The sequence below is a fragment of the Amycolatopsis vastitatis genome (assembly GCF_002234595.1).
Lineage (GTDB): Bacteria > Actinomycetota > Actinomycetes > Mycobacteriales > Pseudonocardiaceae > Amycolatopsis > Amycolatopsis vastitatis.
In genome coordinates, this window is record NZ_NMUL01000060.1 from 57876 (window position 1) to 72524 (window position 14649).

Annotated in this window: 10 protein-coding genes; 3 read left to right on the plus strand and 7 right to left on the minus strand. The window is 65.4% G+C overall.

Going from position 1 to position 14649, the window contains the following annotated elements:
- Nucleotides 1-187: 187 nt before the first annotated feature.
- Nucleotides 188-2344 carry a tetratricopeptide repeat protein gene (locus CF165_RS42440; protein ID WP_143268808.1) on the minus strand — a complete coding sequence of 719 codons (2157 nt, stop codon included), beginning with the start codon at nt 2342-2344 and terminating at the stop codon, nt 188-190.
- A 965-nt stretch (nt 2345-3309) separates the two neighbouring features.
- On the opposite strand from CF165_RS42440, the gene CF165_RS42445 reads away from it, so the two are divergent.
- Both CF165_RS42445 and CF165_RS42450 read left to right on the plus strand, forming a co-directional pair.
- Nucleotides 3310-3549, plus strand: a complete 240-nt coding sequence (locus tag CF165_RS42445) for a hypothetical protein (protein ID WP_093953242.1) — start codon at nt 3310-3312, stop codon at nt 3547-3549.
- 78 nt (nt 3550-3627) lie between these two features.
- A complete protein-coding gene (locus CF165_RS42450; protein WP_143268809.1) occupies nt 3628-4647 on the plus strand; it encodes a hypothetical protein in 1020 nt (339 codons plus the stop codon).
- 15 nt (nt 4648-4662) lie between these two features.
- Here the strand turns inward: CF165_RS42450 and CF165_RS42455 are convergent, their stop codons facing one another.
- The 5 genes from CF165_RS42455 to CF165_RS42475 form a co-directional block, all read right to left on the minus strand.
- Nucleotides 4663-5661 (minus strand): tetratricopeptide repeat protein, encoded by a 999-nt coding sequence (locus tag CF165_RS42455; RefSeq protein ID WP_143268811.1) that lies wholly within the window; start codon nt 5659-5661, stop codon nt 4663-4665.
- Between the two features lie 74 nt (nt 5662-5735).
- Nucleotides 5736-6968 carry a tetratricopeptide repeat protein gene (locus CF165_RS42460; RefSeq protein WP_093953245.1) on the minus strand — a complete coding sequence of 411 codons (1233 nt, stop codon included), beginning with the start codon at nt 6966-6968 and terminating at the stop codon, nt 5736-5738.
- 1 nt (nt 6969) lies between these two features.
- A complete protein-coding gene (locus tag CF165_RS42465) occupies nt 6970-7593 on the minus strand; it encodes a hypothetical protein (RefSeq protein ID WP_093953246.1) in 624 nt (207 codons plus the stop codon).
- Nucleotides 7590-7913 carry a hypothetical protein gene (locus tag CF165_RS42470; protein WP_143268812.1) on the minus strand — a complete coding sequence of 108 codons (324 nt, stop codon included), beginning with the start codon at nt 7911-7913 and terminating at the stop codon, nt 7590-7592. The genes CF165_RS42465 and CF165_RS42470 overlap by 4 nt, the downstream gene beginning before the upstream one ends.
- A 23-nt stretch (nt 7914-7936) precedes the next feature.
- Complete coding sequence (locus tag CF165_RS42475; protein WP_093953248.1) at nt 7937-9232, minus strand: CHAT domain-containing protein; 1296 nt, start codon at nt 9230-9232, stop codon at nt 7937-7939.
- 356 nt (nt 9233-9588) lie between these two features.
- On the opposite strand from CF165_RS42475, the gene CF165_RS42480 reads away from it, so the two are divergent.
- On the plus strand, nt 9589-11838 hold the full coding sequence (locus tag CF165_RS42480) for a hypothetical protein (protein ID WP_093953249.1): 2250 nt from the start codon (nt 9589-9591) through the stop codon (nt 11836-11838).
- A gap of 606 nt (nt 11839-12444) precedes the next feature.
- Here CF165_RS42480 and CF165_RS42485 read toward each other — a convergent pair.
- Nucleotides 12445-14616, minus strand: a complete 2172-nt coding sequence (locus CF165_RS42485; protein WP_093953250.1) for an NACHT domain-containing protein — start codon at nt 14614-14616, stop codon at nt 12445-12447.
- Nucleotides 14617-14649 lie beyond the last annotated feature (33 nt).

Consider the following 14649-nt stretch of genomic DNA (forward strand, 5'->3'; position numbering starts at 1 on the left):
CGCGACCGAGTAACGCGAAATGGAGCCGCGATGTGCGGCGAAGATCCGGATCGCGAAGTGCTCCACGGCTCCTGCTCCAGCTGGTGCAGCGGCTGCCAACCGATCACGACGCTTTGTCATGCGGCCACGGCTGGAAATCGCCGTCATCAAGGCGGCGCCGGTCAAGGACTTGAGCCGAAGCAAGTCGCTACTTCTCCGCGTCGCCGACCTCAGTCGAGGGCGACGGCGAGGCGTAGAACTCGGCAGCGAGGTCTACCTGTTCCTCTGCCTCTTCCGCGCGTCCCGCCAACCACAACATGCGCGCGAGGTAGTACCGCGCGGATGGGGCTCCGGCCTCGGCGGCAAGCACATACTCCCGGTGCGCTTCGTCGGACCTGCCCACAGTTTCCAGCAAGCGGGCAAGATGGAATCTGGCTTCACGCCTCCCGGCGCCGATCACGGCCCGGTATTCGACCTCGGCCTCCGCAACGCGTCGCTGCTCGTGCAGGAGAAGGGCCAGGTCCAGCCGCGCGTCGACGAGCCCCGCTTCCGCAGCGGCCCGGTAGGCCAGTTCGGCCGCGGCGACCGAGCCCGACTCATGAAGGATTCCTCCCCGCCTATACCTGAGCTCGTTCTCTGTTGGCTCGGTCCCGGCACGCGCCTTTTGTCGGCGCCTCTCGTACTTCAAATGCTCAAGCCCGAACTTAGCTGCGGTTTCGTCGCTTCCGGTTATCGAGCGGAATGCTGCTTCGGCCTCTTCGCTTCTGCCTCGTTCAGCCAGAACGACTGCCAGGTTGACCTCGGCTTCTCTGCTGCCGGCATCCACCGCAGCCTGGAGCTGCTGAACAGCGTCGTCGAGGTCACCCTGCTTGTGCCGGAGCAAGCCGAGATTGAGAAGGCCTTCGCTGTGTCCGGCCTCCGCTGCTGCCGTGTATTCAATGGCAGCTTCTTCGTCGCGCTGAAGGCTCTCGAGCAGGACGCCGAGGTTCACGTGCGCGCTGGTGAACCCTCCTTCGACAGCCTGTCGGAACGCCGTGATCGCAACTTCCGGCTCACGCAGTGAGTGCGCACTGACTCCGATGTTGAACGCCTCAGTGGCTACGGCGATCTGCAGAAGCTCCGGCCATAGCTGCACCGGTGGCTTCGCGGTCCCCAGCGGGCTGTCGCCGGCTTGTGCGCGATCAAGCAGGTAGTCGGGAGCGAGATACAGGTCGTCGGCGCGCGGCTGCAGGCAAGAACTGGCGCCGAGGACCGGCTCGACCGCCCAGCGCAGCGCCTCCTCCGCCGACGGTAGGTCTGCGCGGTCTCGCCAGCTTGGCTGCAGGTAGTGACGCTGTATCCGGCAGAGCAGCGCGCCCGGCACCGGCTCGTTGTAACCGGCACGACGACAGTCCACAGCTCCACTGATCAGAGCGGCTCCGCAATGGTGAGCTGGACCGTCTCCGATCGACCAGCGGTCCATCATCGCCCGCCCTGCGGCGAGATACTCAGCGAATCCTTCGATCGCTTTGAGCGCGTGGCCGATTCTGGTATCACGCGTCCGTAGCAGTTGAGCGCGCTTCGACTCGGTTCGCGTCAGATCCTGCCCGACCCGGATGCGCCGCTCAGGAGGTATCGCAGCGACGAGATCGGCTGCGGCGCGGTCGAACTCCTGTTCCCCGATGAGCCTTGCGGTCTCATACTTCGCGAGCTGCTGGTCCCGGATGGTCGCGACGACCACCACACGCGTAGATTCTTCCGCGCAAAGCTTCTGCAGGACACCGAGGTCCAGGCCGCCGGGCGTAAGGAACCGTTCGAGATCGTCCAGCCACAGCACCACGTCCCCCTCGAGGAAACGAGTTGACGCAAGCTCTCTGAGGGCCGGACCGTCGACGGGAACCACCAGGGTGTGCTCCGGGCAGCAACGTCGTACCGCTTCGGCGGCGATCCGGGTCTTGCCCGTAGCCGCGCGCCCATGGAGCAGGACGATGCCACCGCCCTCGACCACCTCGTCAAGCGATGTGTCGACATCCCGACCGACATAGGCCGGCATGTCAGGTCCAGGCGACTGCGCGTCACGCTCGATGGCACGCTTCACACGCAGCTCCAGCAGCCCGACCTGCTCCACAAGCGGGAGCCGTCCGCACTTCACGTGAAGCAGTCGCTCCCTGAGGCTCGCGGGAATTACTTCGCCGCCAGCTCGCTCGCTCACCCGTTCGGCGGTGTCGTATGGCCCGAACGGTTCTTTGCGTTGCTTTCGTCGACGCCAAGGCACTGCCAACAAGACAGCCAGGATCGCAGCCGGCCAGCTGAGTCCCTCGAGTACGTTGCGCACCGGACTGCTACTGACCAGCAGCCAGTTCGCAGCGCCGAAGCGAATCGCCAACCAGACGCCGACCGCCAGGCACGAGCCGACCGCAATGCGCCTCAGCCACCGCGCCACCACAGCCCCGCACACTCCCGTCAAGCCCGCGAGCCCGCCCTCGCGTCGACGGCGTGGATTGAGCCAGGCGGACGGGCTCCCTCGCGAAGTCTGCCGCAGCACGATACCCAGTCCACCAGCCCTTGACCCCAACGCGCCCAGAGGATCCACGCTCGAAGCCGAACGAGCCAGCCGACGCAGATGAGAGAGTCATTCATCAACCATCCGCACACCCCGCCATCCATGAACCTCCTGCCGACCATCTCGGCGGCCTGCTCGGCCGGCTGTGCGATGGCGGTGGTTCTGAGCTGCGGCACCGCCGGGTACCAAGGTCGTCCCTGCCGGCGGCTGGGAGGGTGTACACCTACGCCAGAGGTGTCAAGCACCCTAAATGCCTGGCGACGTCGCACCGGCGATCCAGGACCAAGCTTCAGGGGCGTGCAGTTGTAACGCCAGACAGCAAGACGACGACCTCTGTCGAGATTACCGATGGAGTCGTTCATGAACCGTGCCAAACTGACACTGCTGCGTATTTTCTGTGCAATCGCACTCATATGTTCTGTTGCCGGGTGCGGCGCGAACACCACCGCAACCGAAATTGTCCAAGTACGGCCGGTCTTCGAAAACTCCAGCCTGGCGGCCGGTTACTCGATCACGAGAACACTCATCGGTTCACTCCCGGATGAGGGTATCGACCCTTGCACGGACTCGACGCTTGCAGGAAAGGTCTACCGGTGCTTCGGCGACAGACGGAGCGGGAGCAGTGGTGTGTACGACCCGTGTTGGCGATACGATGAAGCCAATTCAGCACCGAGCGTGCTGTGCTTGCTCGATCCTACGTCGCACGAGGTGATCCGGCTGATGCTCGTGCATCCGCCTGGCAGCACCGAGGGCACCGCACGGACCCACGGCAAGATGGACCATGGGCCGTGGAGCTCACGACCGGCGAGAAGTGCTTCGGCATCAGCGGAAGCCACGGCAAGTTCGAGGGCCACGTCGTCGACTACGCCTGCGAGAACGATCCTTCTCTGAACCTGACGCGAGATGTCGATCGCAGCACTCCACTCTGGTCCGTCAAGAGCGCCCACTTCGATCCGGTGCGCGGCTACACAGGTGGCCCGGCGGTGCAGATCCGCACTGCGTACTACAGCCTTCCTGATCGCTATTGAGGCTGCGAAGGAGAACAACCGATGAAACGAAACCGACCCGGGACCAGGTGGGCGCTCCTGACTTCAGGAGCGGCGACCTTGCTCGGGGTGGTGGTCAACCTCGCCACCGATCTGAAGACGAGCTGGCTGGCATGGCTGGGAGTCGTTGTCCTCACGCTGGTAGTCGCGTGGGTCAACGTCGCCGTTCAAAGATCGTCAGGGGAAAAACTACCGCCGCCGACCGACAGCAGAGGCGTCAGCACGACGACCAACTACTACATCGGCCGAGCCGGCAAGTGGACCATCGCGGTCGAGCTGGCCGTGCTGCTCACTGCGGCCGTCATCATCATCTACGGCGCGCGTGGGCGCGCGCCGGAGACCCCGTCGCCAAGCACGTCCCCGACGGGTTCCCCGGCCGCTGTTTCACTGCCTGCCGCACCGTCCTCCGCCGCCGCGAAGCCCGGCTTCCTTCAGCTGGGTTCGCAAACCCAAGCGTACTATCCGGACAACGGGGTGCTTCCCACCACCGAGCCTCCTCCGTTCAAGAACCACGATTCACACTGCGCAGCGTGGGCCGATTGGGCACAAAGCGTGAAGGCCGCACCCACCGGCAATGTCTTCCGCATCGACGCGCTGGCCAGCACCACCTCGCCGATCACCATCCTCGACATGAAGTACACCGTCTACGGGAAGCATCCCGTCAACGGACACGACCGGGTGCAGTGCGAGTTCGGGGCAGGCGGCTTCGGTGGCACGACCGTGTTCCCCGACCTCGACCACCCCAGCCGTCCGGTGCCGATGGACACCGACAACGACATGATCCCCGACACGAAGCTGCCGGGTGGGTTCTTCGTCGTGGACGCGAGCAAGGCCGAACCGCTGAATATCATGATGAACGGAACCCCAGGGCTGGTCTACGCCTACTCGGTGGAGTTCAAGGTCGTAGAGAACGGTGAGCAGGAAACAGTTCAATTCGGTAGCCGTCAGCAACCGCTTCTGCTCGCGTTCGAGAGCGACGACGCACCGGGCAACGGACCCCGGTTGGGTATCACCAGTACCGGAAAGTACTTCGACTGGGATTTCGCCACGCACGCCTGGGCACCCACTCCACAGTCTTAAACCGGCAGAGCTTGATCAGGACGACAGCTGAGCGCCTGTCCGGGTCCGCAGTTGTTCCCGCCAGCCCACGCCGCGGCCCAGCTCGAGCTGTTCGATCGCCGTACCGAGGCGGCCAGCGGTAAGGGCCGCAGCCGCGGCGTCCTCAGCAAGGGTTGCGAATCGGCTCAGGGCATACTGCCGGTCGGTCGGGGCGACGCCGGTAAAGGCGACCCGTTCTGCGAGCTCGGTGGCTCGCAGCATTGATTGCAGGCCGGCTGCCGCGTTCCCGCCAGAACGGCGAACGAGCAGGTCCGCGTGACGCCACAGGGCGAGCACCCGGTCATGCGGGCTTCCGTCCGGGCCCGACACCGCCTCATCGATGGCGGCGGTCGCCTCGCCCAATATCGACTCGTCACCGGTCTTCTCGGCCTCGGCGATCAGCGCGGTCACCAGATTGCCCTGCACCGTGATCCGGTCTGGGTGGCCCGGCGGCAGCAGCGCCAGGGCGGCGCGATGATTCGCGGCTGCTTCGCCCGCTCGGCCCTGCCGAAGCATCGCGTTGCCGAGGTTGGACAGGTAGTGGGCCCGGTGGGCCGAATCAGCGGCGGTCACTGATAACGCATGGGTCAGTGCGTGGACGGCGGCCTCGAGGTCAGCCGGATCCTCGGTGATTTCCGCTCGGGTGAGCAGCGCCGAACCTAGGTTGGAGAGGCGGCCTGCCTTCGCCGCAGAATCGGGTGCGGTGAGCCTGTCGGCCTCCTGAAGCGTCCGCACCGCGGCATCCGCAGCTTCGGTGCTGCGTCCACGGACGGCGCGCAGGCGCAGCACATTACCGAGGTTGGATAGCCGGTCTGCCCGGTCCACGGGCCCAGTGGGTGTGTCGGCGGCGGCCTGAAGAGTGTCGATCGCGTCCTGCAGATCGCTGCCCGCGGCCGTCCACAGATAGCGTGTGTGCAATGCGCTACCTAGGACACTGAGGGCGGCGGCTCGGCGCAAGGGGTGTTTTCCGGCCTCATCGACGGCTTTCGCGGACATGCTTAAGGCGTTATCGAGGTCTGGTCGCGAGCCGGTGGCCGCAGCCCGCAAGAGCAGGGCGGTTGCCGCGTTCCCTAGGCCGCAGCGCGCGCCGGGAAATCGCTGTCGGCGGCGACGGCGGCCGTGAGCCGGACGGCCTCGTCGATATGCTCCCGGTCTCCGGTGCGTTCAGCCAGCCGTGTCGCGGCCACCGCAATATTGTTTCGAATCATGCCGACGTCTTCAGGGGCGGCGTGCGTCTCTGCGGTGCGCAGCAACGTGATGGCGGCGTCCAGGTCACCATGTCGATGCAGTGCCGACGCCAACTGAGCCATGCGTCGAGCTTGCAACGCTGAACCGGCGGGCGTCTGCGAGACCGCCGTGCGGAGCAGGCCCAGCGCCTCCTCCGACACCGCGGTCGTACCGGTGAATGTCGCGAACGCGCTGAGTACGCTGCCGGCCACCGCGAGCACCTGGGCGGGAGCCGTACCGCCGGCCACCGCTTGTCGGGCCACTTCGGAGCCCCGGACGAGATCCTCGAACTGGCCGGTCACCTCGAACCGCGCGTGTAGCGCGTCGGCCAGCCCGGCCAAGAACAGGGAATTGAAGGTGGCGTCCACCGCAGTCTCGAACTCGGCCACGGCGGTGTCGAGATCGCTGAGGCGATCGCGTCCCCTGGCCAGCAGCGCAGACCCGAGGTTCGCTCGGTAAGAGGTCGGCGGCGGGGACGCGAGTTCGATGGCCTGCTGAAGGATCAGTATCGCGGCGTCAGCCTGACCTGCGACCACCAGGGTGTTGCCGAGCTCAGCGAGCGCTGCTGCCGGGAACGGGCCTTCGATGGCAGCTGCCTCCCGTAACACGGTCATCGCCTGTTCAAGATCTGCCCGGTCCGTCGTCATGCCGAACCGCCGGCGAATTCCGGCCCCGAGCAGCGCTAGTCTTCGTGGCCTCTGCGGGTCGTCGACGGAGGTCTCCGATAGGTGTCGCTCGATAGCGTCGATCGCCTGAGCCAAGTCGTCCTCGGCGCCTGTGGCGTCAGCCAGCCGGGTGGAGACGGTGACGAGGTTGGTCACATAGGCTGAGCGGGACGGGTCGCCGGGCGGTGAGGCAGACACCGCCGCCTGAAACATCTGCCGGGCGTCAGCGAGATCGGTGCCCTCGTTGCGTGCAAACAGAGCGGCGGCAAGATTGCTCAGGCGCGACGGCCGTGCCGGATGCCCCTCGGGGGTGACGTCTACCGCCAAGGTCAGGTTAAAGACGGCCTCGACGGTTCGGCCGGCATGGAGCGCTTCCAGGCCACGCGCTGCCGCCTCTGCGGGATCGGTCATCTCATCTGCCGCAGTTGTCGATCGGTCGAAACCCAGTGGCTTGGGTCAGATCGGTCGTCCGTTCGCCGTGGTCAGTCTTCAGCGTCAGGCGTCCGGCGTCGGTGCGCACTACGCTGCCGCAGATCGTCTCGCCGCCGACCACAATCTCCAGGGTGGGTTTGGCGGCGGCCGGGCCGTACCAGGTGACGGCGACCGCGACGACCAGCAGGGCGGCGCAGGTCAGCACGCCGACGGTGCCCCGGTTCAGGTCCGTGCGGGCCTCCTCGGCTTCCCATCGCTGCTGGGCGACCGCCGAACGCACCGCGGTTCGCGCGATCCGCCTTGGATGACCGTGCGCGGCGCGGAGCAGGACCAGAGCGCTCGCTGCTCCCGCGAGGAGGGCCAGCAGGAGCAGCGCACCAACGGTGATCCGCCATGGGGTGACCAGAGTGCTGATGTCCGAACGGCCCTTGATCAGGCTGAAGCCGAGCAGACCGGCCAGCAGGGCGGCTAGGCCGTTGCGCCAGGCCAGGGCGCTTTCCCGGACCAACCCGAGTTCTTCGCGGAGCATTCGCTGCACCACCTGGACGTGCTGCGGATACTCGTCGCCCGGGCGAGTCTGCGCGGGCCGCAGAACGATGCTCACGTGCGGTCCACTTTCAGCGACCAGAACGCACCACAACCCCGGTATCCGTCCGGCTGGCCGCTGTGCTCGCCGTCGCAGTAGCAGCACATTCGCTCGTCCTCGTCCTCGTCCGGCGGCAGTTCCCTGTCGGCGCGCCGGGACCACAGCCGCGAGGCTCGCCGAAGCACACCGGCCGAGATCAGGTGCTCTGTCACATGTCCGCAGCGCGGACACGGGCCGCGGAGCAGCACCGATCCATCCGGTGCCTCGTGCGACGTGAAGGTCGTCGCCACCTTATTCGTGAACTCCGGTTCATTTTTTTCCTGGTATTCGTCGGGCAACACACCGCTCCTCGCAGGATCGTTCAGGGACCGACATGGATGAAGGGAGTCCAGGTGCTTGGTCGGCGGGGCTCTGTGTCGCGAAGCTGGATCGTGGCGCGATGCAAGGCATACGCACTGCGTTCCGGGTGGAGCCGGCCGCCGTCGGCGAGGTCCTGGTAGATCGAGGAGAACAGACCGGTCGTGCCGGGGCTGTCGTAGACCGACCACAGCGTGCCGATGACGTGCCGGTAGCCGGTGTAGTGCAGGGCCGAGACGAGCGTAATCGCCTCGTCGAGGAGGGTGATGCCGCCGGTGGCGGTCTTACAGGCAGATAGCCCGGCGAACTCGGCGTGGTATTGCTCGCTGGTGATGTCAGCGATCCGTAGGACGCCGTCGGCGAGGACAAGGCCACCCTCTGCGGGATCGTTGAGATCTTGGTTGCCATGGCAGCTGAAGTGCGCCCACCGATGCGTCCGTAGTGCCCGCAGGACCTCGTCGCGGGTGGCGGCTCCGTCGACGAGATCGGTCCGGCGGTCCGGGACCAACTCCGCAAGTGTCGCGAGTTCCGCGGCGACGCCCGGCAGCGGCAGCTGACCGACGACCTCGCTCACCCCGACGGTGAGCAGCCTGTCATCGTCGGCGACAAGCCGATCGAGCGGCTGCCGGGCGGCCAGCAACGCACGCAGCGTCGGCGTATAGGACGAGACCACCCGATCCAGGACTGTCCGCCGACGTGGTGGCGGGTCGTCGTGGTATCCGGCGGCGTGCAGAGGTAGCAGGGTGAGCGCTCCGGTCGAGCACCACCAGAGCCGGGGTAGAGGGTCGCCGCCGCAATCCGGCAGATCGAGTGCATCGAGAATCGGCTCCGCGATCACCTGCCACATCCAGCGACACAGGTCCAGCAGCATGCCCTCGACAGCCGCGTCCGCTGCTCGCACGACCCGCTCGGCAGCCTGTACAGCCTGTCGGTGGGCCATTATCGGCGCATCGCGAAGTTGCTCACGGGCCAAATCGCGGGCCGCCGCCGCCCACTCCGCCGCCTGCAACGTGTGCAGGTAGACATTGGTGCGCGCCACCGCGTCCTCCGCGGTCAGACCAGGCAACGGGCATGTTGACACGCCTTCGCTGGTGACGATGAGCGCGTCACAACGCCAGCGGCTGACATTCACGATCACGACCGGGCCACGCTCGGCCGCAGGCAGCAGGTCGGCAAGTTCGGGTGGCTTGAGGAACTCCTCGAAACCCGGCGTCGCGCGGACTTCGCCGACGAGGTGCTCCCACTCTCGTGACAGTGCCATACGCTGACCGGCCGTGCGTGAATCGAACATGTCCGGCATCGGCTGCCATCACCACCTTCGCAATTCCGGTCAACCGGAGACAATTAGATTGTTAGTTTCCCGCCGACTCGCGTTCGGCAACGCGACCGGCCGCGCTCAGCAGCAGCGACAGAGCTGAAAGCCGTGGTGGCTGCAGGAGTTCCCGGAGGTCGTCATTCCGCGGCACCCGTCGAGCCGGTCCCGCGCTCGCGGGCCAGCGCAATTCCGCTCGCAACAGCGCCGCTTCCGAGGCCGACTGTGCCATGGTCCTCCGATTCGCGCCGAACGTCACGCGACGACGATGCCCGAGGAGCGGATGTCCGGCGATCCACCGATCGGGTGGTGCACCCGAAGTCAGCCTCGGCCAGGATGAAGCGATGGAGAAGTTGGAGCGATACGTCGTCATGATCGAAACCGCGATCAAAAAGTCCCGCGCTGCCCAGGATGCCGATTTGCTCTTCGGTGATCCCATCGAGGAGGCGGTCTCGCGGATCACTAATTCCGTCCATGCGCAGCAGAGCGCAAGTGTCATTGCGCCCTTGTTCTCGGTCGCTCGGCTGCACTATGCCCGGGCGCGCGTCGGTCCCCACAAGCCGGACCAGTATCTGTGGTCTGCGGCTACGCTCTTCAGGATGCTGCGGCACGCACCTCACCTGCCGGGCAGAATCCCCGAGGACATCATACGGATACTCGACGCCATGGCCGCAGAAGATCCGACGAAGGTGCCCACACTCGATGACCCGTACCTTGCCGCAGACACGGCCATAGATCTCTTGCGCTTTGTGAGCGTAGAGCCGGAGGTGTCCGTGGTCTCGGCTGCGGAGACGCTGCTCCGGGCGGCTTCAAAGCGTGTCCCGGCAACGGATTACCGGCATTCGCGCATACTGGTCGGGCTTCTGCAAGCCCTCAATATGCGGCTCGAGATGATCGGTGATGATGTCGGTGACGAAATCGCCGTGTTGGCCGAAAGGATCGCCGGTTCACGCGGTAGGAGCGACCCGTACTGGCCGACCCTGCTGGCGAACGCCGGCAGTGCCTGTTCCGTCGCCGCGAGTCGTTCCGGCGACGTCGACCTACTCGACCGTGCTGTCGCGCATCTCGAAGAGGCGGTCGAGATGATGCCGGATGACCTGCCGGAGAAGGCCGGCTTCCTGGTCAACCTGGGTCGGGCCGAAATGACCCGCTGGGCGTTGCGCGGAGCCGGTGGCTGGCCTGAGGCCGCGCGCGTACGCCTTCAACAGGCGAGCACGCTAACCAACCCCGATGTCGCCGACCTGCCAGCGTGGTTGGCCACTGCCTACTTAGCCGGCGACAATGTGGACATCACCGAAGCCCGGCGTTGCCTTGAGCAGGCCGGGGATCACGCCGACCCCGGGCTGCTGGGAGAGACCTGGTTGCTGCTGTACCGGCTAGGCCCGCATGAAGCCGACGCCCTAGACCGGGCCGTTACCCTCCTCACCCGAGCCGTCCAGGGCCGAGCCCGGCCCGGCGTACGCGATCACGGCGAGTCACTCGCGGAAGGGTTGTGGACACGGTGGGAGCAGGCACGCAACCTCGATGACATCGACCAGGTGATCGATCATCTGGCCCAGCGCGTCGAGGCCGCGGACACACCGCCGATTGTGCTGAACCTGCTGGCTCGCTCTCTTCGTGCCCGATGGGAGCGCACTGGCGACAGCGTGGCTGTCCGGCACGCGATCACCTGCCTGATCCGCGTGGTGGACGGGCCCGACGACCACGGTCCGGCCACCGCGATGTACCTGAACAATCTGGCATCGATGTACCAGCGACTGTTCTCGGTAACATCTGAAGCATCGGCACTGGAAGAAGCGGTCAGGCGCGCCGAGCAGGCGATGGAGCTGGCTACAGCTGACGACCGCAACCGACCGATGTACGCCAACACCGCGGCGACATGCCACCTGGCCCGCTGGAGGCTCGCCGGGGACGATACCGATCTGCGCCAGGCAACGAGATTTGTCCGGATCGCGGCAGCAGCAAAAAAGCATCCGGAGCACGTCAGCTTCCTGGGCAATTTGGGCGTGGTCGCGTGGCAAGCGGCGGTACACCTCGGCATTCCCGAACTTCTCGAGGAAGCCGTCACCGCCCTGGAGAGCGTCATCACTGCTGTAGATCCGACCGACGCGCGGTACGGCGGAATGCTGCTGAACCTCGGCCAGGCTCTCCTCGCCCGCGGCGACGTCACCCGTGGCCGCGAGCTGCTCAGGCAGAGCGTCGAGCACCCGCACCTTCGGGAGCAGGACACGATCCTCGCAGCCCGGCTATGGGCCGATCAGGCGGCGGAAGCCGAAGCCTGGGGACCGGCGGCCGCGTCACTCACCGGCGCGGTCGAACGACTCGCTGGACTGCCCGGACACCGCCTCGACCGGTTCGACCACGAACGACTCCTCATCCGGCTGTCCGGATTGGCCACCGACGCGGCGGCGGCCAATCTCAACGCCAGTGATCCAGCGACTGCCGTACAAGTCCTCGAAGCCGGACGCGGAGTCCTGCTCGCGAATGCGCTGCTGGACGACCGCGCGCTTTCCCGCGTTGAAGAGCGGAATCCTGACCTGGCAGAACGTGTACGGAGCGTGAAATTACGTCTCACTGACGACGTAGGTCTGTAAGCGAGGTCAGTTGCGTATTCGACCGGTGAGCGACCCGACGCGATGCTCAGCGTCACCGTTGAGAAGACAGGCCTGCGCTCGCAGCCGACGAGGCTCGCATCAGCCCCAGCATGGGCATGTCGTCCGAGTGGATCCGCAAACCGAGGTCGTTGCGGTCCCTGGCTGAGCGGAGCTTGCCGCACCGCGCCCCACCGACCGTGCTGCTCTGCTTCGACCGGGCAGGAGCCGCCTTCGGATACGGTCGGTCATATCGCGGTGTTATCGAGCGACTCAGAGCTGATGTGATCCCGCCCCTCGGGTGACGACGCGCCATCGATTCTTCTTGACCAGCTTCTCTGTCGCTTCCGCCCGGCCCCTCCGTGAAGGTCGTTACACAGGTCAACGACGCCCCGGCCCTCCTGCCCCGGCGATCAATGGTCGAGGCCCTCGACTGGCCGGCGCGTCGGATTCCCGCGGCCCGTCGCCCCGGGCAGCCGGACTACCACGATCAACGGCACCGAGTACCGCGCCCCGCGACCTCCACAGCACCGACCAGCTGAGCTTCACCGTCACCGAGAAAGCCCACAGATGGCTCCGCTGGCCCCAGGACGGCGGGATCGGATCGAATCACGATTGAGCCAGATGCTGACGAAGCCGCGCGTGCCGAAACTGATAGACGCCTCCAGCCTGTCGAAGAACGCCACGAACGTGCGCGTCCTCTAGGAATGACATTGTCGACCAAGGCAGTTCTCCGCGGATCGCGAACCAGCTCCGGGAAAACATCCACGGACCCCAAGCAGTGAAAAAGAAAAACCACGCGGCAGCAATGTCGACTGCGTTGATAACGAAAAGAAGAATCGCGTTCACGAGGCTGATTGTGACAAGATCGTAAAACCCGTCGATCAGAACCAGCACCACCGCTGTTGCGGTGGATGCCGCTGCGAGCCCTGACAATGCGGCGCGGGCGAGTGTCGTCCGCCGTTCAATCGTCAGAAGGTGGCCAGGGCTGATGGTTTCGGTGGGCTCGAGTGGAACCGCGAGCCGGCTGACGAGCCCGAGAATAAGCCACCCAGCCGTACCTACTCCCAACCCGCCAGCGATTCCTGCCCACAGGCCACCGCGCAGTCCAATCGCCGCTGCGCCACTACCGAAGACGAGTCCGCCAGCCAGCCAGATGACACCCCACAGCGCAGCCCGCCACCGCGCGCTCCTGCGGACTCGTCCAAGCCGGACACCGCGTAGCCGGATCCTAGATGGTTCCGGCGGCCGAGTGACACTATGCCCACGCATGACCACAGCTCCTGACACGAAACTTCCAATCAGGGCGAGGACAACCCCACAAAGAAGCCACAAGTAGCGCGCCCCGGAGAGCCATTCAGGAAGTGCGAAGAACGTAACGACCGGCGTCATGATGGCCACAAGCGTAACGATCGCCACGACGGCAGATCGAAGGAGACGCGGAAGTCTATCAGCCAAGCGCCACCAAGCGATCTCGCCTACTTCGCCCGCCGCGAATTGACGGGCGATAAAGCACAGCCAGCGTTGATGTCTTCCAACAGTGTCGTGGGGCGGTGCACTCGATCCATATGCAGCGGGAACAAAACTGCCGAACAACAAATCTTCGATGGCCGCACGTCGCTCTTCGTCAACCATTCCTGCCGCCATGGCAAGTAATTCGACAGGGTCGGCGTCCGTCTCGCAATAGCAGGTTCGCGCAAGTGAAACCATCAGCGGGGTCGTCAAAACTGCGGCGATGTCCGCGACACCTGGATCCACGCCGTGGTAAATGCTCTCCAACACGGCGTTCCATTTCGCCGTTCCAGCGACTCTGCCTCGCGGTGTAGCCAGAACGAGATATTTTGCCACGTCGTCGATGTCCAGATCCGAGATCTCGACCACAGCGGCCCCTGTGAGAACGTCCGCAGAGAGCACAGCCGCGCGATACTCGTCCGGACGACTCGTCAATATGACAGGCATCGCCTCACCAAGATCCGCGTTTAAGCCGAGCAGTGCTGGTCCCCGTAACCTCAGGGGCATTTCATCGAATCCGTCCAGCAGAGGGAGAACCCGGTTGTCCGACAGCAGGGCTGCGGCGATGGTCACGCCAGAATTGTGACGCGCAGCAAGCGCCGGATGATGCAAGAGCAGTTCGTCGACCAGCCAGTCTCTTAGCCGGCGCTTGAGCGGGTCCCAAGTACCCATAGAGAAGACGACGGGTATCGGCGCGGAGTTCCCGTCACCGCGGCCGACTAGCATGCGCCTGACGAAACGGGTCATCAGCACGGTCTTTCCCGCGCCTGCACGGCCCAAGATCACGAGCCTACCGGAAGGCACCCGGTTGAAAACCTCCACGATCTCATCGATTCGACCCGCCAAGGAAATCGGCCTGTTGTCGGCCGGCGAGCGTCGCACGTTCTCCCAATGATCGGCGACGTCATCCGCGTTGCTCCACTGCACGGGGAGCGGAAAAGGGTCGTGCACCCGGCGGATACGCTCCTCGTTCTCCCACTGGCGACCTACAGTCATCGCCAGGATGTCAGCCATCGTGTCGAGTGTCTCACCAGGTGCGCGCTCAATGTCGGACCGCTTACCGCGAGTGAGCGTCAATGTGAATGACGCGGCACTCACCGCCAGTCCGGCGAAAGCTGTCAAGATCCCGACGGAAGTGGTCACCTTGTCATTAGGTCCGAGCCTTCCCTGGGCGAGCTCGACCCCGAGCCAGACCAGCAGGCCCGCCAGCGCGATTCCCGATACAGAAAAGGCAAGCCGCCGAGGAGACCAGTCGCGTCGGTTATCCATGCAGACATCCTTCCTTGGCCGGTTCAAGGAAAA